This is a genomic window from Streptomyces sp. NBC_00306 (assembly GCF_036169555.1).
In the GTDB taxonomy this organism is placed as follows: domain Bacteria; phylum Actinomycetota; class Actinomycetes; order Streptomycetales; family Streptomycetaceae; genus Streptomyces; species Streptomyces achmelvichensis.
Window position 1 is genome coordinate 4471170 of the sequence record NZ_CP108032.1, and the last position, 22174, is coordinate 4493343.

At 72.3% G+C, this 22174-nt stretch carries 20 protein-coding genes; 12 read left to right on the forward strand and 8 right to left on the reverse strand.

Annotation, left to right across the window (positions count from 1 at the left end; translation table 11 throughout):
* Positions 1-2: 2 nt before the first annotated feature.
* Positions 3-515: a SigE family RNA polymerase sigma factor gene (locus OHA05_RS19920; protein WP_328861338.1), complete on the forward strand. Its 513-nt coding sequence runs from the start codon at positions 3-5 to the stop codon at positions 513-515.
* Between the two features lie 130 nt (positions 516-645).
* On the forward strand, positions 646-1905 hold the full coding sequence (locus OHA05_RS19925; protein WP_328861339.1) for a hypothetical protein: 1260 nt from the start codon (positions 646-648) through the stop codon (positions 1903-1905).
* A gap of 156 nt (positions 1906-2061) precedes the next feature.
* Here the strand turns inward: OHA05_RS19925 and OHA05_RS19930 are convergent, their stop codons facing one another.
* Positions 2062-3747 (reverse strand): bifunctional 3'-5' exonuclease/DNA polymerase, encoded by a 1686-nt coding sequence (locus tag OHA05_RS19930; RefSeq protein WP_328861340.1) that lies wholly within the window; start codon positions 3745-3747, stop codon positions 2062-2064.
* Positions 3748-4085: 338 nt separating this feature from the next.
* Complete coding sequence (locus OHA05_RS19935) at positions 4086-5351, reverse strand: helix-turn-helix transcriptional regulator (protein ID WP_328861341.1); 1266 nt, start codon at positions 5349-5351, stop codon at positions 4086-4088.
* A 126-nt stretch (positions 5352-5477) separates the two neighbouring features.
* Between OHA05_RS19935 and OHA05_RS19940 the strand changes: the two genes are divergently transcribed.
* Complete coding sequence (locus OHA05_RS19940) at positions 5478-6386, forward strand: NADP-dependent oxidoreductase (protein ID WP_328861342.1); 909 nt, start codon at positions 5478-5480, stop codon at positions 6384-6386.
* Here the strand turns inward: OHA05_RS19940 and OHA05_RS19945 are convergent.
* A complete protein-coding gene (locus OHA05_RS19945) occupies positions 6376-6945 on the reverse strand; it encodes a sugar O-acetyltransferase (RefSeq protein WP_328861343.1) in 570 nt (189 codons plus the stop codon). The two genes, OHA05_RS19940 and OHA05_RS19945, sit on opposite strands and share 11 nt — an antisense overlap.
* 125 nt (positions 6946-7070) lie before the next feature.
* Between OHA05_RS19945 and OHA05_RS19950 the strand changes: the two genes are divergently transcribed.
* Together OHA05_RS19950 and OHA05_RS19955 are read left to right on the forward strand one after the other, a co-directional pair.
* Positions 7071-7727 carry a lipoprotein gene (locus OHA05_RS19950; RefSeq protein WP_328861344.1) on the forward strand — a complete coding sequence of 219 codons (657 nt, stop codon included), beginning with the start codon at positions 7071-7073 and terminating at the stop codon, positions 7725-7727.
* Between the two features lie 179 nt (positions 7728-7906).
* Positions 7907-8419 (forward strand): hypothetical protein, encoded by a 513-nt coding sequence (locus OHA05_RS19955; RefSeq protein WP_328861345.1) that lies wholly within the window; start codon positions 7907-7909, stop codon positions 8417-8419.
* 50 nt (positions 8420-8469) lie between these two features.
* Here the strand turns inward: OHA05_RS19955 and OHA05_RS19960 are convergent, their stop codons facing one another.
* Together OHA05_RS19960 and OHA05_RS19965 are read right to left on the reverse strand one after the other, a co-directional pair.
* A complete protein-coding gene (locus OHA05_RS19960; RefSeq protein ID WP_328861346.1) occupies positions 8470-10575 on the reverse strand; it encodes an ABC transporter permease in 2106 nt (701 codons plus the stop codon).
* Complete coding sequence (locus OHA05_RS19965; protein ID WP_328861347.1) at positions 10569-11306, reverse strand: ABC transporter ATP-binding protein; 738 nt, start codon at positions 11304-11306, stop codon at positions 10569-10571. Before OHA05_RS19965 ends, OHA05_RS19960 begins: the two co-directional genes overlap by 7 nt.
* Before the next feature lie 165 nt (positions 11307-11471).
* Between OHA05_RS19965 and OHA05_RS19970 the strand changes: the two genes are divergently transcribed.
* Positions 11472-12578, forward strand: a complete 1107-nt coding sequence (locus OHA05_RS19970) for a DUF2786 domain-containing protein (protein ID WP_443043841.1) — start codon at positions 11472-11474, stop codon at positions 12576-12578.
* Positions 12579-13431: 853 nt separating this feature from the next.
* Positions 13432-15519, forward strand: a complete 2088-nt coding sequence (locus OHA05_RS19975) for an FUSC family protein (protein WP_328861349.1) — start codon at positions 13432-13434, stop codon at positions 15517-15519.
* Between the two features lie 37 nt (positions 15520-15556).
* Here OHA05_RS19975 and OHA05_RS19980 read toward each other — a convergent pair whose 3' ends face one another.
* Positions 15557-16033 carry a hypothetical protein gene (locus OHA05_RS19980; protein ID WP_384441757.1) on the reverse strand — a complete coding sequence of 159 codons (477 nt, stop codon included), beginning with the start codon at positions 16031-16033 and terminating at the stop codon, positions 15557-15559.
* Between the two features lie 347 nt (positions 16034-16380).
* Here OHA05_RS19980 and OHA05_RS19985 point away from each other — a divergent pair, with 347 nt between their 5' ends.
* The gene (locus OHA05_RS19985) at positions 16381-16623 is read left to right on the forward strand and encodes a DUF397 domain-containing protein (RefSeq protein ID WP_313948922.1); all 243 of its coding nucleotides are present in this window, start codon (positions 16381-16383) and stop codon (positions 16621-16623) included.
* A gap of 91 nt (positions 16624-16714) precedes the next feature.
* Here the strand turns inward: OHA05_RS19985 and OHA05_RS19990 are convergent, their stop codons facing one another.
* Positions 16715-17221, reverse strand: a complete 507-nt coding sequence (locus tag OHA05_RS19990) for an ATP-binding protein (RefSeq protein WP_313944973.1) — start codon at positions 17219-17221, stop codon at positions 16715-16717.
* 325 nt (positions 17222-17546) lie between these two features.
* Here OHA05_RS19990 and OHA05_RS19995 point away from each other — a divergent pair, with 325 nt between their 5' ends.
* From OHA05_RS19995 to OHA05_RS20005, 3 genes are all read left to right on the forward strand, one after another.
* Positions 17547-18428: a helix-turn-helix domain-containing protein gene (locus OHA05_RS19995; RefSeq protein ID WP_383231943.1), complete on the forward strand. Its 882-nt coding sequence runs from the start codon at positions 17547-17549 to the stop codon at positions 18426-18428.
* Between the two features lie 58 nt (positions 18429-18486).
* Positions 18487-19944, forward strand: coding sequence for an aldehyde dehydrogenase family protein (locus OHA05_RS20000; protein ID WP_328861350.1), 1458 nt, complete (start codon positions 18487-18489; stop codon positions 19942-19944).
* Positions 19945-20126: 182 nt separating this feature from the next.
* Positions 20127-20675, forward strand: coding sequence for a DinB family protein (locus tag OHA05_RS20005; protein ID WP_313944970.1), 549 nt, complete (start codon positions 20127-20129; stop codon positions 20673-20675).
* Positions 20676-20751: 76 nt separating this feature from the next.
* Here the strand turns inward: OHA05_RS20005 and OHA05_RS20010 are convergent, their stop codons facing one another.
* Complete coding sequence (locus OHA05_RS20010; protein WP_313944969.1) at positions 20752-21453, reverse strand: bleomycin resistance protein; 702 nt, start codon at positions 21451-21453, stop codon at positions 20752-20754.
* A 44-nt stretch (positions 21454-21497) separates the two neighbouring features.
* Between OHA05_RS20010 and OHA05_RS20015 the strand changes: the two genes are divergently transcribed.
* Entirely contained in the window at positions 21498-22139 is a 642-nt protein-coding gene (locus OHA05_RS20015; RefSeq protein ID WP_313944968.1) for a PadR family transcriptional regulator, read from the forward strand.
* The last annotated feature ends 35 nt before the right edge of the window (positions 22140-22174 follow it).

Below are 22174 nucleotides of genomic sequence, written 5' to 3' on the forward strand. Positions count from 1 at the left end.
GCATGAGACAGTCCCGCGAGGACGGGTTCATGGAGTTCGCAGGCGGGCTCACGGGACATCTGTTTCGTTCCGCGTGCCTCCTCACCAGTGGTGACACCTACCTCGCCGAGGATCTGGTGCAGGAGACGCTGGGCCGGATGTATCTGAAGTGGGGGCGGATCTCCCAGGTGGACAACCCCGCCGCGTACGCCCAGACCGTTCTGGTGCGGACCTTCCTCACCTACCGGCGCAGGCGTTCCGCGGACGAACGGCCGGTGGCGGATCTGCCCGACGCCCCGGTCATCACCGGAAGCGATCCGCTGTTGCGGCTGGCGCTGCTCCAGGCGCTCGGGCAACTGCCGCCGAAGGACCGGGCCGTGGTGGTGCTCCGTTACTGGGAGGACCGCAGCATCGAGGAGACGGCCGACGCCATGAACGTCAGCTCGGCCGCCGTACGCACCCGGGCGTCGCGGGCGCTGGCACGGCTACGGGCCCAGCTCGGCGGCAGTCTCGCCGAACTCGTCGCCGTCACCTGAGCCTTCGCCGCCGATGCCTCGGCCAGGTGTTCCGTCCGCACCGCAGCCACGATCCCACCGCCGTATCCCTACCAGCCAAGACCTCCCTCAACTCCGGCCCACCTGCGCCGACTGGAGATGGTGAACCGCCATGCCCCTCGACAACGACACCGAAGAGACCCCCGACACCCGCTTCGAGAACGACCTCGGTGAGATCATGCGGCGCACCGGCGGCACGTTCGTCGCCGACGGGCGGGGCCTGCTCACCGCGGGGGCACTCCGGGGCCGCCGCAAGGCTGCCCGCCGCTGTGCCACGGTCCTGACCGGAGGCGTGCTGACGCTGGCCGCGCTGGGGACGGCCGGGGTGTACGTCACCGGCGGATCCGGGGAGGACAGTGCGTCGGTGGCGGACGCGACACCGACCCGGACACACTCCTCTGTCCCGCGGGACGGCGCATCCCGCACCCCCGGCCTCTCCGGCGGAAGCGGCCCGAAGGAGGACCCCACGTCCTTCATGCGGGCGCACGCCGACCAGATGATCAAGCTGCTCGAGATCAGTCTCCCGGTCCTCCCGAAGGGGGAGTTCAGCAAGCAGCGGGGCACCAGCAACATGGGCGGTCCCGGCGCGGCCGACGCCTCGCTCGTCTACGACGACAGTTACGGGGCCTCACTCGTCTCCATCTCCGCCCGGCGCGTCGACCCCAAGGATCCGAAGGTCCGGCAGTCGCTGAAGTGCCCGAAGGCCACGCCCGGTTCCGTGTGCAAGGTCGGTGCCTTCGGTGAGAAGAACGAGCAGGGCCATGTGGGCGGCGGATCCGCCGGGGTGAAGGTCTGGAAGTCCACCCGGATCTCGGCGGACGGCTTTCTGCTCCAGGCGGTCGAGTACAACGCGCCCTCACCGACGGGCACTCCCACCCGGAACGAACCCCCGCTGAGTCCTCTTCAACTGGATGAGCTGGCGGCGAGCGTGGAGGGGGCGTTCACCAAGTACGGCGTCATGAACGCCGAGGCGTTCACCAGCCCGCGCCCCGTCCAGAACAGCTGGGAGGTCTTCGAGACGCTCAGCGGCCTGGTGCCGGCCGGGTACGCGTCGGCCGGCCTGGGCGGCGGCGGTGACGAAGGCTATGTGATCGTGCGCGACAAGCAGACGAACACCAAGACGTTCCTGCGGGTGCGGCTGGGCCACGGCACGGCGGACGGCGGCAGGGTCGTCACCCGGGACGAGGCAGGCAAGCACGCGGGCACCGTGGGGTGGACGGCCGAAACCGTGACCGCGAAGGGCCTGCGGGTGACGGTCACGTCCTACAACGCGGAGTATCCGCACAAGCCGCCTGTGCTCTCCGCGCCTCCGTTCACCAAGGCCCAACTGTCCGCGATCGCCACCGACGAGGTGTGGCAGACGCTCAAGTAGCGGCTCCCCGTCCTCGGTCGTCCTGCTGCCGGTCCGTCGGGGCGCGGGTCCTCGGTCGCCCGGCGGCCGGTCCGTCGGGGCGCGGGTCCGTCGGGGCGCGGGTCCCCGTCCTCGGTCGTCCGGCCGCCGGTCCGTCGGCGCGGTCGCGGTGAGGAGTCACTTCGCGTCCGCGTAGCACTCCACCACCGCCGTGCTGAAGGGGAACCGCACCGGCGTCTGCCCGAAGGCGATCCGCCCCGCCAGCTCTCCGGACTCGCGGATCGCCTTCGCCACCGCCTCCGCCTCCTCCGCGGGGCAGTGCACGATCACCTCGTCGTGCTGGAAGAAGACCAGCTCCGCGCGCATGCCGGCGGTCGCCTGCCGCAGGGCCGCGAGCAGCAGGAGTGCCCAGTCCGCCGCGCTGCCCTGCACCACGAAGTTACGGGTGAACCGGCCGCGCGCCCTGGCATTGGACGAGGCGTAGCCCGGGGTGAACTCGCCGTCCTGGGACGGTTGTTCCGCGGTCTCCTGCGGGATGCCCGCCTCGTCGGCCTCGGCCGCGCCGGCCGCGCGCGGGCTGGTGCGGCCGAGCCAGGTGCGGACGAGGCGGCCCTCCTCGCCGGCCCGGGCCGCATCGTCCACATACGCCACCGCCAGCGGGAATCTGCGCCGCAGGGCCGCCAGGTTCTTCAGTCCGTCGCCCGACGTCTGGCCGTAGATCGCGCCCAGGAGTGCCACCTTGGCGTGGTCGCGGTCGCCGGAGAAGGCGCGGTCGGACAGGACCGAGTACAGATCGCCGTCGTGGCCGGCGACGTCCATCAGACCCGGGTCGCGAGAGATGGCGGCCAGCACGCGCGGCTCCATCTGGTCGGCGTCCGCGACGACGAGCCGCCAGCCCTCGTCCGCGACCACCGCCCGCCGGATCACCTTCGGGATCTGCAGGGCGCCGCCGCCGTTGGTCGTCCAGCGGCCGGAGACGGAGCCGCCCGGCAGATACCCGGGCCGGAAGCGGCCGTCCCGCACCCAGTCCTGGAGCCAGCTCCAGCCGTGCGCGACCCAGATCCGGTACAGCTTCTTGTACTGGACCAGCGGCTTCACGGCCGGGTGGTCGATCTCCTCCAGTTCCCAGCGGCGCGTCGACCGCAGCCTGATGCCCGCCTGGGCGAAGGCCTTGATGACATCCGCGGGCAGATCGGGGCGCACCCGCCGGCCGAACGCGGCCGACACCTCGTCCGCCAGCTCGGCCAGCCGGCGCGGCTCGCCGCCGCCCGCGTACCGCTCGCCCAGCAGTTCATGCAGGACGCCGCGGTGGACGTCCGCCCGCCACGGCAGCCCGGCGAGGTTCATCTCGGCCGCGACGAGCATGCCCGCCGACTCGGCGGCGGTGAGCAGCCGCATCCGCCCGGGGTGTTCGGCGGCGTCGTGCCGGCGCAGCTGGTCGGCGTACACCTCCAGCAGGGACTCCAGCGGTACGGGAACCGGCTGGGGTTCGAACAGCGAGGACTGCGAGCCCGGTTCGGCGGCGCGCGGGGGCGGATCGGGGGGTACGGGGCCGTTGTGCAGCCGGGCCAGGGCCGCCGCTGCCGAGTGGGGCTCCCCGAGCCGTCCCTCATGGCCGAGCAGCAGCAGCTCAGCGTCCTCGATGTCGTAGCACCGCTCGACCCTGACGCCGGCCGACAGCAGAAGGGGATAGATGTCGGCGGTCGAGCGCCACACCCAGCGCCCGACCTCCGGCCGGGAGCGGACGGCCTCTGCGAGGTCGGGCTCCGTGATGACGGGCCCGGCGGGCAGGCCGTCGGGGCCGAGGGGCACGAGCTGCGCCCCACCGCCCTCCGCAGCCGCCAGAGCCCATCGGTCGCTCATGGATTCGAGTGTGGCAGGCGGGTGTGACAACGGCGGCGGACCCGCCGAGCGTCCGGACCGGATCGACCTGCGGCCCGGACCGGGTCGACCTCTGGCCCGGGACGTGCCGTTGCGCGAACAGGCCCCCCGGGCTCGCCGAGCGGCCGGACCCGGATCGGCCCGTGGCCCGGACCGGATCGACCCGCGGCCCGGGACGGGCCGTCGCGCGAACCGGCCCCCCCGGCCCGCCGAGTGGAACCCCTCGCATCACCACGCGCCGGACCGACCGCCGCCCGCACCAGTCCCCCTGGAGACCCTTCGGGCCGCCGCGGCCCTCGGGCGCGGTTGCCCCGACTGCCCTACGCCACCGCGTGGAACAGCGCCGACGCCTCTCCGCGCGAGGCCACTCCCAGCTTCGTCAGGATGTTCGCGACGTGGAACTTCACCGTCGACTCGCTGATGTGCAGCTCCTGCGCGATCACCCGGTTGCGGTGCCCCCGGGCCAGATGCGTCAGCACCTCCAGCTCCCTCGCCCCGAGCGCGCCCAGCGGATCCTCGGGGGACGACTGGGGTGTCCCCAGCGGGATCGTCGCCGTGACCGTCGTGCCCCAGCCCGGTACGGCGTCCGTGTCGAGCCGACCGCCCAGCGCCTCCAGACGTTCGGTGACCCGGTGCGGTTCGAGCGTGCACGACGAGATCCTGCCCGGGCCGTCGTCCCGTACCGTCGCCCGCAGTTCGTTGTCGGTGAGGGTCCAGCCGACGTGCATCCGGCTCAACCCGTCCTGTTCCAGCACGGTCAGCACCACGGCCCGGACGACGGCGCGTGCCGCGTGGGCCACGTCGTTGGCCAGCGGCCGCGCCGAGTCGGGCGCGCCCAGCTCCAGCCGGACCGGGCTGTAGCGGAGCATCGGCCGCAGCGAGTCGGCGAGGCGGGCGAAGGCCTGACCGGCGGGCTCCTCGGCGACGGCCTGGTCGAGTTCGCGCGCCGAGCGCAGATCGACGAGGGCGTTGACCGCCAGGTCGACGGCGGCCGCGCGGGCCGCGGCATCGTCCAGGCCGCGGCTGCGCAGGATCCCGAGCAGTCCGGACAGTGCGGTCGCGTGCGCCTCCGTCAGCTCGGCGATCACGCGTGCCCGCTCACCCGCGGCCGCCCGCGACTGGGCCAGCGGCCCGGGCACCGCCTCGGTGGCGAGCCGGTCGAAGTGGCTGGTCACCAGGTCCCACATGGCCTGGACGACGGCGGAGTCCTGCTCCGCCACCGGGCTGTCGTCGGCGCGTACGAGGACGAGCAGCGCCCCGCGCGGGGTCGCGTCGCTCGTCACGGCCAGCACCGGGTGCTCGGCCCCGCCGATGGGGACCGTGCCCTGCCAGGGCTCGCCCGCGGTCACGGAGGCGGCCAGTGGATGCAGTTCGGCCACGGTGATCCGCCCGGCCTGCGCACTGTCGCCGGCCGTCTTGAAGGGGGAGTGCGCGCAGTGCGTGGACAGTTCGGCCGCGGCCACATGGGGGACGACACCGCCCAGCGCCCGGGACAGCCGGGGCAGGATCTGCCCGAGCGGCTGCCGGACCACGTCGTAGGCGGCGGCCAGCGCGGGCACGGCTGACGTGGACCCGGTGAGTTCCATGGGTGCCAGCGTACGACCGGGGCCGGCCGGGCCGGCTGTCCTTTCGGCCAGGTCCAACCGTCCCAAGGGCGGGCCGGACCCGGCCGTCCCGCGAGCAAGGCTTGGTTACGGCGGAAGGAGCCAGACATGGAAGCGATCGTCTTCGAGGAGTTCGGCGGACCCGAGGTGCTGCGTCTCGTGGAGACCGCGAAGCCGCAGCCCGGACCGGGCCAGGTGCGGGTACGGGTCGCGGCGGCGGGCGTCAACCCGCTCGACCACAAGATCCGCAACGGCTGGATGCAGGCGGTGTTCCCCACCCCGCTCCCCGCGACCCCGGGCGCGGAGTTCGCCGGGACCGTCGACGCGGTCGGTGAGGGCGTCACGGACACGGCGGTCGGTGACGAGGTCCTGGGGTGGACCGCGACCGGCGCGTATGCGCAGTACGCCCTGAGCTCGTCCTATGCGCCGAAGCCGGCCGGTCTGGACTGGACGGCCGCGGCCGCCCTGCCCGTCGCGACCGAGACCGCCGCACGGGTACTGGCCCTGCTCGGGGTGCGGTCCGGCGAGACCCTGCTGGTGCACGGGGCCGCGGGCGTGGTCGGCGCGACGGCCGTGCAGCTCGCGGTGGCGGCCGGTGCGGAGGTCGTCGGCACGGCGTCCCCGGCCAACCACGACTACGTCAGAAGCCTCGGTGCGACTCCGGTGGCGTACGGCGAGGGGCTCGTCGGACGGGTACGCGCGGTGGCGCCCCGGGGTGTGGACGCCGTGTTCGACGCGGCAGGCAAGGGCGCGCTGCCCGACTCGATCGAGCTGCGTGGCGGCACGGCCGAGCGGATCGTCACCATCGCCGATCCGGAGGCGGGGACCTACGGGGTGACGTTCTCCGCGAACACCGTCGAGGCACCCGAGCCCGCGCTCTTCGAGCACGCCCGGCTGGCGGCCGACGGCACCCTGCGCGTCACGATCGTGGAGACCTTCCCACTGGCGGAGGCGGCCAAGGCGCAGACGCTGAGCGAGACGGGCCATGCGCCCGGGAAGATCGTGATCACTCCGTAGCGTCCGTGAGGGTGCGGATCACCCGGGCCGGGCTGCCGACCGCGAGCACCCCGGCCGGGAGATCCCGGGTGACCACGGACCCGGCCCCGACGACGGTGTTCTCGCCGACCGTCACACCGGGGCAGACGATCACCCCGCCGCCGAGCCAGACGTTGTCGCCGATGGTCACCGGCTCGGCCTTCTCCCAGCCCGCGCGGCGGCGCTCGGTGTCCAGTTCATGGGTCGCGGTGAGGAGCTGGACGTTCGGGCCGATCTGCACGTCCGCGCCGACGGTGATCGGCGCCGGGTCCAGGAAGACCGCGTTGACGTTGATGAACGTCCGGTCCCCGATGGAGATGTGGTGGCCGTAGTCGCACTGGAACGGCGGGCGGATGTTCACGTTCTCGCCCACGGAGCCCAGCAGTTCGGCCAGGATCCGCGCCCGGTCGGCGGGTGCCGCGCCGCCGTTCGCGTTGTAGGCGGCGCACAGCGCGAAGCGCCGCTCGGTGTCCGCCCCCAGCTCGGGGTCGTCCGGGAGGTACCACTCTCCGGCCAGCATGCGGTCCTTGTTCTCGCCCACGTCAGCTCCTCCCGGCTTCCCGGCCTCCCGGATCCCGTACGGTCCGACGGCATCTCTAGGATCGATCATGTCGGTCCGAACGGAACCAGGGGTGGGGATTCGTGGTACGAGGTGTGGTGCGGCGCATGGGAGCGAGAGCGCTCCCGGCAGCGCTGCTGCTGGGTGTGGTGACGGGGTGTGCGGCGGAGCAGGAGCCGAAGGAGCCAGCGGCCGGGGCGAAGAGCACGGCGACGGGGAAGAGCACGGCAGGTGCCCCGGCAGGTGCCCCGGCAGGCTCCCCGGCGGGCGCCGTCGCGAAGGGCGGCTCGATCGGAGGCAAGGGCTCGGCGTGTGTGCTGCCCGTCGCCTTCGACCTCGCCTCCGGCTGGTCGCCGGAAGCGGTCAGGATCGACGCCGAGTTCGGTGCGCTGAAGCACGGCCCGGTGACCCTCGTCTGTGAGATCGACGCCAAGCCGGCCGGGAACATCGGCTATCTGCGGGTGTGGACCGGCGGTGCGGGGGCCACCGATCCGCGCGCGGCGCTGGAGGCCTTCGTGGCCGAGGAGTCCAAGAGCAAGAAGGACGTCGCGTATACGAAGACCACGGTGGGCGGCTTCGCGGCGGCCGAGGTGACCTACCTCAACACCGACGAGTTCCTCGACGCACCGAAGAAGGAACGAGCGCTCGCCTTCGCCGCCCCGCGGGGTCTGGTCGTGCTGCACCTGGGCGGGATGGACAGCGAGGAGCACGAGCAGATGCTGCCGGCGTACGAGCTGGCGAAGAAGAGCGTGCACGGGGTCTGAACGGGCGGGCGACCGGGGCGGGTTGCCGGGCAGAGCGCCTGCCTCCGCGCTCGGCTCGTCGTCGGGTCGCGCGCAATGCCCTCCCCGACTCCGGTACCGCCCCGCCTCCCCCGCACGGCGGACCAGGACTCTCCTCGGCGCCGACGCGACGGACCGGTCCCCGCGGCGAGTCTCGACACATGCCGAGAATGCGAGCTCTGCCGAATGTTCCGTACCGCGTCGCCGTCGCCGCCCACGCCGTACCGTTGATCACCCTGCCGTCCGGTCTGTGGCGGCTGGCCCTCGCCGCCGGGCTGCCGGTGGCCGAGGACTCCGTGCCCCATTGGGGTCAGGGGCTCTACGTCGTCATGCTGAGCGTCGTTTCCGAGGCGCTTGCTCTGCTGACGCTCGGACTGGTGCGGTCGTGGGGCGAGGTCGTGCCGGCCTGGGTCCCCGTGCTGGGGGGGCGCCGCGTGCGGCCGGCGGCGGCGGTGACCGCCGCGCTGGCGGGGGCGGCCGGGCTGGTCGCGGTGCTCGGCTGGGCGGTCTACGCCTCCGTGGCCGGACTGGGCGAAGGGTCCATCGGCTCACCGGCGCAGAACGCCCTGCTGCTGGTCTGCTACCTCCCGTTGATCGCCTGGCCCCCGCTCCTGGTGTACGTGGCGGTCGCGTACCACCGGCGCAGGACCGCGCTCGTTCCTGTCCGGGTGTGAAGCGCGGTCGGCCGTCACGTGCCCCACCCCCACGCCCCACGCCCGGTGCGTCACCGGCGCGTTGCCCCCCACGCGGGCAGAAGCGCCGCGGCCAACGCGACGACCGCACACACGCCTGCCGCCGCACCGGCCGTGCCCCAGGGAATCGTCACCGTGACGGGTGCGGACAGGGACGCCAGTGCCGCCCCGAGCCCTACGAGGTTCACCGCGGTGACAGCGGCTCCGAGCAACGCGCCGATCCCGACGGCGAGCAGCGACTCGCCCGCCACGACCCGCAGGATCTGCGCCCGCGTCGCGCCCGCCGACCGCAGGGAGCCGAACTCGCGGGAGCGGACCGCCGTCGCCATCAGCAGGGTGTTGCCGAGGGCGATCACCGTGTAGAGGACGGCGATGCCGAGCACCACCAGCAGCCCGAGGCGGGTCTTCGGGCTGGTGCGAGGATGCGTCGCCGCGGCCCAGGCATCCGCGGTGCGCACCTCGCCGCCGCTCGCCCGCAACGCCTCCCGGACCGCCGCCGGTTCTGCGGCGCCGGACCCCAGCCGTACGTCGATGCGGTCGGTGCGTGCCGCGGTCGCGTTGGCCGCGGTGATATACACCCCGTTGTTGCCCGTGCCCGTCGCCATCACCGCCGCGATGCGCAGCGACGCGGGCCGCCCGTCGCCGAGACGGACGGTCACCCGCTCGCCGACGGTGTGCCGCTCCCACTCCTCGTTCACGATGATCGAGGAGTCGTCGAGGGTGTGCGGATCGCCCGCGACGACCGGCAGCCGCGCGATGCGGGCGAAGGCGGCCGGGTCCGAGACCGCGCGCGCGTCGGACCGGATCAGCGCGGCGCCGTCCTCCCGTACGAACACGGCGGTCGACGCGCTCGCGGAGACCGTCGCTCCCGGCACCCGCACGGGCCGCAACTCCTCACCTGTGACGACGAGATGGGCCGAGGTCTGCCGTCGTGCCTCCGCTGCCTTGGCCGCGGTGACCGTCTCCGCCGTGCCGAGGAGCGAGCCCGCCAGGCCCACCGTGACCAGAACGGGTGCGGCGACGGCGGCCGTACGGCGCAGGGCGGCGGCGGTGTTCTCCCGTACGAGCAGCCCGGTGGCTCCGGGCAGGGGCAGCGCCCGCGCCAACGGACGTACGAGCAGCGGGGCGAGCAGGGCGACGGCCGTGATCAGGACCATCGGCCGGGTGGTGTACGTCTTGCGCTTCAGCAGGCCGGACGGGTCGGTGGCGAGGGTCCACACGAGCAGGCCCGCGCCCACGATAAGCAGCGTGCACCCCGCGATGCGGCGGACCGGAGTCAGCACACCGCTGTCGACGTCCGACTCGCGCAGGGCGGCCATGGGTCCGATGTGCCCCGCGCGGCGGGACGCGGCCCACGCGCCGCAGAGCGCGACCAGCAGGCCGGTCGAGAAGGCCGTCCAGTACGGCCAGACGATCCCGTCCCCGATGGTGAACCACGGTGGCGCGGCGTCTCCCCGCACCAGTACCTCCGCCAGCCGTGGCGCCCCCCACGCGCCGAGCGCGCACCCCGCGGCGGACGCGAGCACGCCGACCCCGGCGGCCTCGGTCAGCAGCAGCCGGCGGATCTGGCCGGGTGTCGCGCCCGTGGTCCTGAGAAGCCCGAACTCCCGTGCGCGCAGGGCCACCGCGAAGGCGAAGGTCGATGCGACGACGAAGACCGAGACGAAGGCGGTGACGCCACCCGCGGTGCCGAGCAGGGCGTTGGCGGTCGTCAGGGCCTCCGCGTCCCGTTCGGCCTCCGGGTCGGACTGCCGTCGGCCGGCGCCGGTGAGGACGCGGGCCCGGTCGCCGACGACCTTGCGCACGGCGGCCGCAGGGGCGTCGATGCCGACGGCGTTCGGGGTGCCGTCCGCCGTCACCGGGCCCAGCGCTTGCAGATCGCGCAGCAGTCCGGAGTCCACAGGGTGGGGACGGTCGAGCTTCTTCGGCCCGGCGCCGTCGACGGTGACGGTGTCCGTGCCCGCCACCACCACCGGCGAGGCGGCGAAGCGCCGGGGCGGCTGTTCCGGCGCCCCGACGGTCGAGGCGAGCCCCAGACCCATGGTGGCCAGCAGCCCGACGCCCAGCGCGAGGGCGACGAAGCTGCCGGCGAAGGAGACCCAGTGGGTGCGCAGGGCGCTCAGCGCGACGGTCAGCACGCCACGGCCTCCAGTCCCGTCAGGTGCGCGGCGACCCGCTCGGCGGTCGGCGCGGCCAGTTCGCCGGCGAGGCGGCCGTCGACGAGGAAGACGACCCGGTCCGCGTACGAGGCGGCCACCGGGTCATGGGTGACCATCACCACGGTCCGGCCGTCCCGGTCGGTCACTTCCCGCAGCAGGCGCAGCACATCGTGGCCGGTCGACGTGTCCAGCGCGCCGGTCGGTTCGTCGCCGAAGAGCACGGCGGGCCGGGTGATCAGCGCCCGGGCGATCGCAACCCGCTGCTGCTGGCCGCCGGACAGCCGCCCGGGCCGGTGCCGCGCCCGGTCGGTAAGACCGACGCGGCGCAACGCCTCGCCGATCTCCGCACGGGACGGCCGGCGGCCCGCCAGCCGCAGGGGGAGGGCGACGTTCTGCGCGGCGGTCAGCGACGGGACGAGGTTGAACTGCTGGAACACGAACCCGACGCGCTCCCGCCGCAGCAGCGTCAGCCGCCGCTCGCTCAGTCCGTCGAGCACCGTGCCGCCGATCACCACGCTCCCCGATGTCGGCCGGTCGAGCCCGGCGGCACACTGGAGCAGCGTGGACTTCCCGGAGCCGGACGGCCCCATGACAGCGGTGAAGGAGCCGGCGGGAAAGGCGAGGTCCACACCGTCGAGAGCGGTCACATCGCGGTGGACGCGGCGCAGGGCGGTCAGCCGTACGGCCGCGCCGGAAGAGGTCGTCGTCATGCGTCCAGGCTTCCGGGGCGCGGCCAGGGGTTCACGACCACTGAGGGGCGTCCTGGAGGTAGTGCCTGCCCTACCTGGGATCATCGGTGAGCAGGCGGTCGACCGGTCGGAGCACGGACGGCGAGGACGCCGACGGGAGACGAAGGAGGCGGACCGGTGGGCACGGTGGACGAGGCGTTCGCGGCCGCCCTGTACGCACAGGGCGACGCGGGGCTGGACACGGGTGCGTCGCTGCTCGCCGCGGACCCCGGCGTGGACGGTGAAGTGACCCGGCGCGGCGAGGAGTTCGTCCGGCGTGCTTGGGAGCGCGGCTGGCAGCCGGCCGATGTCGTACGCCTGGTGCGGCGCGACCTCGACGAGCACCATGTGCGGCTGGTGTCGGGGCTCATCGCCGGAGAGTCGCACCGCTACGACCGCCTTCCCCCGCGCTGGTCCGCACAGCTCGCGGAGCTCGCGGGCCCCGAGTGGCGCGCGGACCGCTTCTCGTACGCCACGGCGGTGCTGGAGCTCTACCGCCTGCTGGTCGGGCTGCCCGCGATCGAGGCGGTCGGCCCGGTGCCGGGCACGCCCTTCACGGCGCCGCCCTCGCCGCACGAGCCGCGGATGCTCGGCCGTATCCGCGCCCTCCTCGCCAAGGCGGAGGCCACGGGCTTCCCGGAGGAGGCGGAGGCGCTCACCGCCAAGGCTCAGGAGCTGATGGCGCGTCACAGCGTGGACGAGGCCGCCGTGTCGCACCGCACCCATGCGAAGGACGCTCCGACCGCCTGCCGTATCGGGGTGGACGCTCCCTACGAGACGGCGAAGGCGATCCTGCTGGACGCGGTGGCCACGGCGAACCGCTGCCGGGCCGTCTGGAACGGCGCGTTCGGCTTCTCCACGGTGGTCGGCTTCGACAGCGACCTGGAGTCGGTCGAGCTGCTCCACACCTCACTGCTGGTCCAGGGCCACGCGGCGATGACCCGCGCGGAGGCGTCCCAGCGGGCGGGCGGCCGGAAGCGTACGAAGACGTTCCGGCAGTCCTTCCTGATGTCGTACGCGAGCCGCGTCGGCGAACGCCTCGCCGCGGCCGCCGAGAGCGTCGCCGCCCCGGAGGACCTCCTGCCGGTGCTGGCCTCCCGCGACGTGGCGGTGGCCGGCAGGACGGAGGAGATGTTCCCGCGGACGACGACCACACGGGTGCGGGGTGTGACGGACGAGGCGGGCTGGCTCGACGGCAGGGCGGCGGCGGACCGGGCGCAGGTGTCGCGGGAGCGGGGTCAGCTGCGGCCGTGAGGGCACGAGGCACGGGCGGGCCGGAGGCGGGTTTCGCGGCCGGGCGTAACCGCGGTCGGGCGACCGGGGGCGGCTGGGGCGGTTGGGCGCGAGGCGAGGGCGGGCCGGGCGCGGGTCTCGCGGGGTGGGCGCGAGGCGAGGGCGGACCGGGCGCGGGTCCCGCGGGACCAGGACGGCTTCCGCTGTGAGGCGCGTTGCGAGACTGCTGACGGCCGGAGGCCGTGACGCGCGAGGCGCGGGCGCACCGTTGGTGCGGCTTCGGTCGTGCGGCGTGAGACGCAGGCAGGATCGCTGACAGCCTCGGTCGGCCGGGTGCAACGAGGCCCGCGCGGGTTCCGCAGGACCGCTGACGGCCACGGCCACCGGCTACCGGCCACCGGGCACCCGGCGCAAGGCGCAACGAGGAGCGCGCAGATGCGCTGACAACCGAGGCCGCCGCGGCCAGGCACCAGCAGGACCGCGCAGGTCCCGCAGGACCGCTGACAACCGGCCGCCGGGCGCCAGGTACACGCAGGACCGCGCGGGTCCCGCAGGACCGCTGACGGCCACGGCTGCCGGGCACAAGGCGCAACGAGGAGCGCGCAGATGCGGCCGCACCGCTGAACCGCGGCCGCCGGGGCCAGGCACCAGCAGGACCGCGCAGGTCCCGCAGCACCACTGACAACCGCGGCCGCCGGGGCCACGCACCAGCAGGACCGCGCAGGTCCCGCAGCACCACTGACAACCGCGGCCGCCGGGGCCACGCACCAGCAGGACCGCGCAGGTCCCGCCACACCGCCGACCGCCTTGGCCTTGCCGCCCCGACCCCGCCCGAATCGTCCGCATCATCCCGTCATGCCGCTACTCTCGCCCCATGTCCTGGCTCCGGGCCCTGAAGGAGACCGCACGCTCCGGGCTCACCCTCGAACGGCAGCGGCTCGAGCCCCTCGTCGCGCTGCGGGGCGCACTCGGACTCGCCCTCGTCGTCGCGGGCGCGCTCTCGCTCTTCGGGTCCGTCGTCGCCGTCAGCGCGGCCTTCGGAGCATTCCAGGCCGCCATCGCCACCTATCAGCGCAGCTGGCGGCCGCGTCCGGTGCTCGCCCTCGCGTCCGGCGCGAGCCTCGCCGTGTCCACCTTCATCAGCTATCTCACCGCCTTCCACCTCGTGTTCTTCGTCGCGATGCTCGCGCTGTGGACCTTCCTCGCCGGACTCGCCTGGGCCCTCGGGCCCACCGTCGGCATCATCGCCACCTCCAACGTCGCGATCATGCTGGTCACGGTCACCCTCCCGACCTCCGTCGCGGCCGCGGCGGGCCACGCCGCCGTGATCGCGGCCGGTGGGGTCGTCCAGGCCGCGCTCGTCGTCCTGTTGCCCGTACGCCGCTGGGGTGCCCAACGCGACGCGCTCGCCGACGCCCTCGCCGCGGAGGCCGACTACGCACGGCGGCTGCGCCACGACCCGACCGCCCCCTTCGACCCCGCCCCTCTCATGCAGGCCCGCCGTGCCGCTGCCGTCACCCCTCGCCAGGCCCGCCGGCGCCCGGCCGAACTGCACGGGATGCGCGGCGTCGCCGAGCGGATCCGCCCGGTGCTCGCCGCCCTCGCCGACCCGGCCGTCGGGGTCCCCGCCGAAGGCCCCGAACGCGACCGGGTGCACGAACTCCTCACCGCCGCCGCTTCCGTACTGACCGAGGCCGCCCGCGCGGTCCGGCACAACAAGCCGCTGCGACTGCCGCCGTCCGCGGTGGCCGCGCTCAAGACCCCCGACACCGCCGCGGTTCTCACCGGACCCGCGCGCCGCGCGGCCCGCCGGCTCGCCGCCCTGCTCGACGACGTGACGGAGACGGCCCGCGGTGCCGGCACCACCGAGGGCCCGCACCGCGACCGCCCGCCGCTGATCCGGCTCGTCCCGGGATCGCTGCGCATCCTGCGCGAGGAACTCCACCGGGACTCCCCGGTCCTGCGGCATGCCTGCCGGGTCTCGGCCGTCACGGCGGTCGGCTACATCGTCGGCACCGCGCTGCCTCTCGGTCACGGCTACTGGGCGCCGATGACCTGCGTGATGGTGATGCGCCCGGACTTCTCGCAGACGTACGCCCGTTCCGTCGCCCGGTTCGGCGGCACGCTGATCGGGGTCGGCGCGGCCACCGCCGTCGTCCAGGGGGCCGGCCCGGGCACCTATCTCTCCGGCGGTCTGGCCGTCCTGTGCGCCTTCTGCGTCTTCCTCGTCCTGAGCACCGGATACATCGCCTCCAGCGTCTTCATCTCCGCCTATGTCGTCCTCCTGCTGGGCATGGGAGGCGAGGACTGGAACCAGACCGTTCGCGAACGGGTCCTGCTCACCCTCGCGGGCGGAGTGCTCGCGATGATCGCCTACGCGGTCTACCCGGCATGGGAGACACCACGGCTGCGTCATCGTCTCGCGGACTGGCTGCACGCCAACGGCGACTACGCGGCAGCCGTCGTGGACCACTACGCCGACCCGGCGGGCCGGGCGGGCGGGGACATCCGTCAGGCCCTGCTCGACGCGCGCGACGCCCGTATCGCCTGGCGGGAGTCGGTGAAGAGGGCTGAGCACGAGCCCGTGCGGAACCGGGGGCTCTCCCGCGACGCCGCGGAGAGAGCAGGGGAGGCGATCTCCCAACTCGGCCGTGGTGCCCTGCTGATGGAGGCGCATCTGCCCGACAGCGACGCCGCCCCCGTACCCGCGGCGGCGGACCTGGCCGAAGCGCTGCGCCGCGACACCGAGCGGGCGGCCGCGGCGGTGCGCGAGCGCAGGGTCCCGCAGTGGGACGCGGTGCACGAGGCCCTCGACCACTGGGACCGCGAGAGCGCACCCGACACGGTCCTGCACACCGGCGCCGGGCTGGTGGCGGAGGCGCTGGACGATCTGACCGAGGCGCTGGAACCGGAGGACGAGGGGGTACGAGGAGGGGCCGGGCCGCGAACCCGTGACCGGTGAGGCCGGGGACCGCGGCCCGTGGCGGTGACGCGAGAGATCAGGGAGTCGGAATGCCCGTCGGGAGCGTGCTGGGCAGTCCCTCGGGCAGCTTGCCGCTGGCGGACTTGGTGAGCGTGTCCTTCTTGCCGGCGTCCCACGCGATGACGAGGGTCTTGCCATCGTTGGACTCGATCGATCCCATGGTCCGGTCGGTGTTGCCGTCGGAGCACTTGAGGGACAGCATCGGCTCGCCGCCCATGTCCGCCAGGTCACCGGTGCAGGCGCGTCCGTCCGCCACCAGGACCGCCTTCTTGCCGGTGACGGCGAGGTCGACGGACTTGCCGTCGGTCTTGCCGGTCCACGCGCCCTCGATGTCACCGCTCGGCTTGTCGCCGCCGCCCGACGGCGTCGGCGCGCTGGACGACGTCTTGTCGCCCGAGTCGCCGCCGTCGTCGCTGCCGCATCCGGTCAGTACGAGAGCTGCTGCGGCGACGAGGCCGGCGGCGGCCATCGACATGCGTACTCGCTGGTGCACGTGACTTCCCCCTTGTCGGTTGCAAGACCGCGCCAAGCTACCAGGCACAACTGCCGCGCCTCCGGAGGCAATCCGGCGGTCCGACGCGTGGGTAGTCCTGCCGCGGCGGGGGCGTGACGCACACCTCATGAGACTGGCGGCGTTTCGCCGGAGCCGGAAGGGCGCGGATTGCGTCTCTTCCCTGTGCGCGGGTGTTCGGCCCGGGGGAGGACGTCCTCGGAGCTGTAACCGAAACGCCACCCCGCGTGCACGTGCATCTGCCCGTGCGGGCGCTCATGCAAGTGCATATGAACAGAGCTATGATCCGGGACAGTTGACACATGCACCTTGTACCCCGGGAGCGACACGTGCACCACGCGTACAACGGCATGGCGGCCACGGAGCTCCGCGGGGTCGTCTGGCAGAAGAGCAGACACAGCAACTCGCAGGGCTCCTGTGTCGAGTTCGCCAAGCTGCCCGGGGGAAATGTGGCGATGCGTAACTCACGGCATCCCGATGGACCCGCACTCGTCTATACGCCCGCCGAGATAGAAGCGTTGCTTCTCGGTGTGAAGGACGGCGAGTTCGACCACCTGATCGCACCCGCGTAGGTCCTGTCCGGGCGATCTTCGAGGATCAGAAAAGAGGGGCGGGCCCGCCCCCCGATGCGGGTCCGCCCCCGGTCTCGCGGGTCCACGCGCGTCATCCCAGCCGGAACAGCGCCCACACGACCTTGCCGTGCAGTGCTCCGGCGAGCGGGTGCCAGCCCCAGCTGTCGCTGAAGGAGTCCACCAGGAAGAGGCCGCGGCCGGACTCGGCGGCGCCGCATGGATCGGGGAACGAGGCATCGTCGCCGGCGCGCGCGCCGGGACCCTCGTGGCTCGGGTCGCGCACCGCACACACCAGGCGGCTCGTCCAGCGCATCAAGTGCAGCCGCACCGGCGGGCCCTGGACCTCGCGCGGCGCCTCATCGGGCAGGGCGTGCCGCAGGGCGTTGGTGACAAGTTCGGAGACGACCAGCGCGACATCGTCGAAACGGTCCGCCAGCTCCCACTGCCCGAGCGTCGCCTTCGTGAACTGGCGTGCCCCGCGCACCGCTTCGTAGCGGGCGGGCAGGGAGCACGAGGCGCTGCTGGAGACTGCCGCGGGATCGAAAGGGGGAAGCCCCTGCCGTAACGGCTCGAGCATGGTCGATCCATTCGTCCCCATGCGAGGCACTCCCGGGAATCGCGGCTGTGACGCTTCAACACGAACGAGCACGCAGGTGCGCGAGGACCATGGTTCCGAATGCGTACGGCAGATGCAAGGGCAGATGCACGTGCACGCGCCGGACCTGTCCGACCCCGTGCCGTTTCTTGACCATATCTTCCACGGATCTCTCCCACGGCCTTCCCAAGGGCTTCTCATTTCCGTAATCGAATGAGTACGGGCTGAAGCGTTTTGGTGGCAGAATCCGGCACTTGGGGTTCGGGGGTGCTCCAGGCTGTAGGGGACGGAACGCGATGAACGGCGATGGATGGGGAGGGTTGGAGTCGTGACCGCAGGTGAGTCGTGGGCCGAAGGGCCAGGTGGCGGTTCCGTGGTGCGGCGCATCCTGTTGGGCTCGCAGCTGAGGAGGCTGCGCGAATCGCGCGGCATCACCCGTGAGGCAGCCGGCTACTCGATCCGCGCATCGGAGTCAAAGATCAGCCGCATGGAGTTGGGACGGGTGAGCTTCAAGGCGAGGGACGTCGAGGACCTGCTCACGCTCTACGGAGTCGCCGACGAATCCGAACGCGGACCCCTGCTCGGCCTCGCGAAGGAGGCCAACGTCGCCGGGTGGTGGCACAGTTACGGCGACGTGCTGCCCGGCTGGTTCCAGACATATGTGGGACTGGAGGGAGCGGCCTCGCACATCCGGATCTACGAGGTCCAGTTCGTCCACGGCCTGCTGCAGACCGAGGCGTACGCCCACGCCGTCGTCGCCCGTGGCATCCCGAACGCACCGCGGGCGGAGATCGACCGCCGGGTGGCCCTGCGCCTGGAGCGCCAGAAGGTGCTGGTCTCGGAGCGCGCCCCACATCTGCATGCGGTGCTCGACGAGGCGGCGCTGCGCCGGCCGTACGGCGACCGCGAGGTCATGCAGGGCCAGTTGAGGCATCTGATCGAGATCTCCGAGAACCCGAACGTCACCCTTCAGGTGATGCCGTTCAGCTTCGGCGGGCACGCGGGCGAGAGCGGTGCGTTCACCCTGCTGCGGTTCCCCGAGTCGGACCTCTCGGACATCGTCTATCTGGAGCAGCTGACCAGCGCCCTGTATCTCGACAAGCGCGAGGAAGTCGCCCAGTACGAGCGGGTCATGAAGCGTCTGCAGGAGGACAGCCCGGATTCGGCCGAGAGCCGTGACGTTCTGCGTGGTCTACTCCAACTGATCTGAAACGACAGTACGATGACGTGACGTCAGGCATCTGCTTCTGCGATGGGAATCGGATCACATGTCCTTCTTCACCGAGCTGGCCCACCAGTACATCGATGGCGAGTGGAGGCCTGGCAGCGGCTCCTGGGACATCATCGATTTCAATCCGTACGACGGCGAGAAGCTCGCCTCGATACCCGTCGCCACAGCTGTCGAGGTCGACCAGGCCTACCGCGCGGCCGAGCGTGCGCAGGTGCCCTGGGGCGAGACCAACCCCTACGCCCGGCGGACGGTGTTCGAGAAGGCGCTGCGCGTCATCGAGGACCGTGAGCAGGAGATCACCGAGACGATCATCGCCGAGCTCGGCGGCACCCATGTCAAGGCGGCCTTCGAACTCCACCTCGCCAAGGAGTTCCTGCGCGAGGCGATGCAGCTGGCGCTCCGGCCCGAGGGTCGGATCCTCCCCTCGCCGGTCGACGGCAAGGAGAACCGCGTCTACCGCCTCCCGGTCGGCGTCGTCGGTGTGATCAGCCCCTTCAACTTCCCCTTCCTGCTGTCGATCAAGTCGGTCGCCCCCGCGCTCGCGCTCGGCAACGCGGTGGTCCTCAAGCCTCACCAGAACACGCCGATCTGCGGTGGCTCGCTGGTGGGCAAGCTCTTCGAGGACGCGGGTCTGCCGCCCGGCGTGCTGAACGTCGTCATCACCGACATAGCCGAGATCGGTGACGCGCTCCTCGAGCACCCGGTGCCGAGGGCCATCTCCTTCACCGGTTCGGACAAGGTGGGGCGTCATGTCGCCACCGTCTGTGCGGCCAGTTTCAAGCGCGCCATCCTCGAACTCGGCGGCAACAGCGCGCTGATCGTGCTCGACGACGCGGACATCGACTACGCGGTCGACGCGGCGGTCTTCAGCCGGTACGTGCACCAGGGCCAGGTCTGCATGGCCGCGAACCGGGTGCTGGTGGACCGCTCGGTGGAGAAGGAGTTCACCGAGAAGTTCGTCGCCAAGGTGCGAACGCTGAAGGTCGGCGACCCGTCGGACCCGGCGACGCACATCGGTCCGCTCATCAACTCCCAGCAGGCCGACGCGGTGACGGCGCTCGTCGACCAGACGGTCGAGGCCGGCGCGACCGCCCTGCTGTACGGCGGCACCGAGGGCAATCTGGTCTCGCCGTCCGTGCTCACCGGCATCGCCACCGACTCGCCGATCCTGGGCCAGGAGATCTTCGGCCCGGTCGCGCTGATCGTGCCGTTCGACGGGGAGGACGAGGCGGTCAGGATCGCCAACGACACCCCGTACGGGCTGTCGGGCGCCGTGCACACCGCGGACATCGAGCGGGGTGTGCGGATCGCCAAACGCATTGAGACCGGCATGATCCACATCAACGACGGCACCGTGCACGACGAGCCGATCGTGCCCTTCGGCGGCGAGAAGCACTCCGGCAGCGGACGGCTGAACGGCGAGTCGATGATCGAGGCCTTCACCACTCAGAAGTGGATCTCGGTGCAGCACGGGCGCTCGCGCTTCCCGTTCTAGGCGGGTATGGGCCCGGGCGCGGGTCGCGTACTCCCGCCCGGATGATCCGGTACGCATCACTTCTTCGCCGCGGACCCTTGAGGACAGAAGCTGTCCGCAAGGGTCCGTAGTGTCTGTCGTGTCGGAAGGAGGCGGAAGCTGTCGCCCCTCGTCTCCTCGCATCAGCCGGAAAGGCGGACACCATGGTCACTCACGTTCCCGCGGAGGCCCGTGGAGACGAGCGCGGTGCGCTCCTCTCCTTTGTCGAGGCACAGCGCGGCGCGATCCGCCGGTCGGTCCTCGGGCTGACGGAGGAGCAGGCCGCGAGCCGCCCGAGCGCCAGCGGGCTCACGCTCTCCGGGCTGCTCAAGCACGTCGCCGAGATGGAGCTGAACTGGCTGCGCATGGCGCAGGAGCGCCCGAACGAGAAGGCGCGCACCGAGGAGACGTGGGACGACAGCTTCCGTCTGGTCGGCGACGAGACGATCCCGGGGACGCTGGCCTTCTGGGAACAGGTCGCCAAGGAGACCGAGGAGTTCATCCGCTCGGTCCCGAGCCTGGACGACACCTTCCCGCTGCCCGAGGCGCCCTGGTTCCCCGCGGACGGAAGGGTCTCGATGCGCTGGCTGCTGGTGCACCTCGTGGAGGAGATCGCGCGGCACGCGGGCCACGCGGACATCATCCGCGAATCGCTGGACGGCAAGGGCGCGTTCGACCTGGTGGCGCTGGAGAGCGGCCAGAGCTGGGGCTGAGCCCGCACGGGGCCGAGGCGGGCCGGAGCTGCGGCCGGGACGGTTGAGGACCGCAGCTCCTCGGGAGCGTGCAGCGTCAGGCCCGCAGCTCCGCCAGCCGTTCCAGGCTGTCGCGCGCCGACGCGCTCTCCTCGTCGGTGAGCCGGACCGCCGCCGCCCGCTCCAGCAGCGACCGCGCGGTCTCCTCGTCCCCGAGCCGCAGGGCGATGTCGCCGCGCAGGACGAGCAGCCGCAACAGCTGCACGGGAGTGGGCCGTTCGTCGTCCAGCCCGAGCACCCGGTCGATGATCTTCGCCGCGCCCGGCAGGTCCTCCTTGGAGTCGGCGAACAGGTCCGCCATGTGCAGGGCCCGGGCGAACGTCTCCTTGGGGGCCGGCCGATGGCTCTGGTCCTCGTCGATCTTCTGGCCGACCCGGATGGAGTTGCCGCCGGGGTCGGTCATCAGGAACTGCCGCACCCCGTACGACATGTCCTTGAGCGGCCCGATGCGCGGCAGCCCGCGCAGCGGGATCTTTCCGTAGGCCGCCTTGAGGCCGGCGCGGAAGGTCGTGTGCAGTGTGTCGACGTCGTCGGTGAGGATGTAGCAGCCGGAGTAGGACTCCTTCGGGTCGTACGCCTTCATGCCGAAGAACTGGAGCTCGACGGGCCCGCGCTCGACGACCGCGTAGGCGTAGGGGCTCTTCTGAAGGAAAGTCGTCTCGAAACCCAGGGCGGTGTAGAAGTCGACCACCGGCTGGATCGTCCGGCACGGGAGGAGCGGGATGGTCTTCTCGGTCATGCCGCGTAGTCTAGTCAAAGTTGAATAGAAGGGAGTCCCTGCTGATGTCAGCAATCCGTCTGCTGGTCCTCGGTGCGGTACGTCAGCACGGGCGGGCGCACGGCTACCAGGTCCGCAACGACCTGGAGTACTGGGGCGCGCACGAGTGGTCCAACGCCAAGCCCGGCTCGATCTATCACGCGCTCAAGCAGATGGCGAAGCAAGGGCTGCTGCACGCCCATGAGATCGCGCCGTCCACGGCGGGCGGTCCGCCGCGCACCGAGTACGAGATCACCGAGAAGGGCACCGAGGAGTTCCTTCAGCTGCTGCGGGAGTCCCTGACCTCGTACGACCAGAAGATGGACGTCCTGTCGGCGGCGGTCGGCTTCATCGTCGATCTGGAGCGTGCGGAGGCCGTGGCCCTCCTGGAGGAGCGAGTGCGCGGCATGGAGGAGTGGCGCTCGGCGGTGACCGAGTACTACACCCCTGAGGAGGGGCCCGAGTCGCTCGGTCACATCGGCGAGATCATGAACCTCTGGGTCGCCTCGGCCGACTTCGGTGCCGAGTGGACGCGCGGTCTGATCCGGCGGATCGAGGCCGGTGCGTACTCCTTCGCCGGTGAGGGCGAGCCGTTCGTCGGGGTGCTTGCCGAGGGCGAGAAGAACCCGTATGCGACGGGCGAGCCGCACGAGGGCGATCTGGGCTGACGGTCCCGGCCGGTGGGATTCGTCGGCTAATCAAG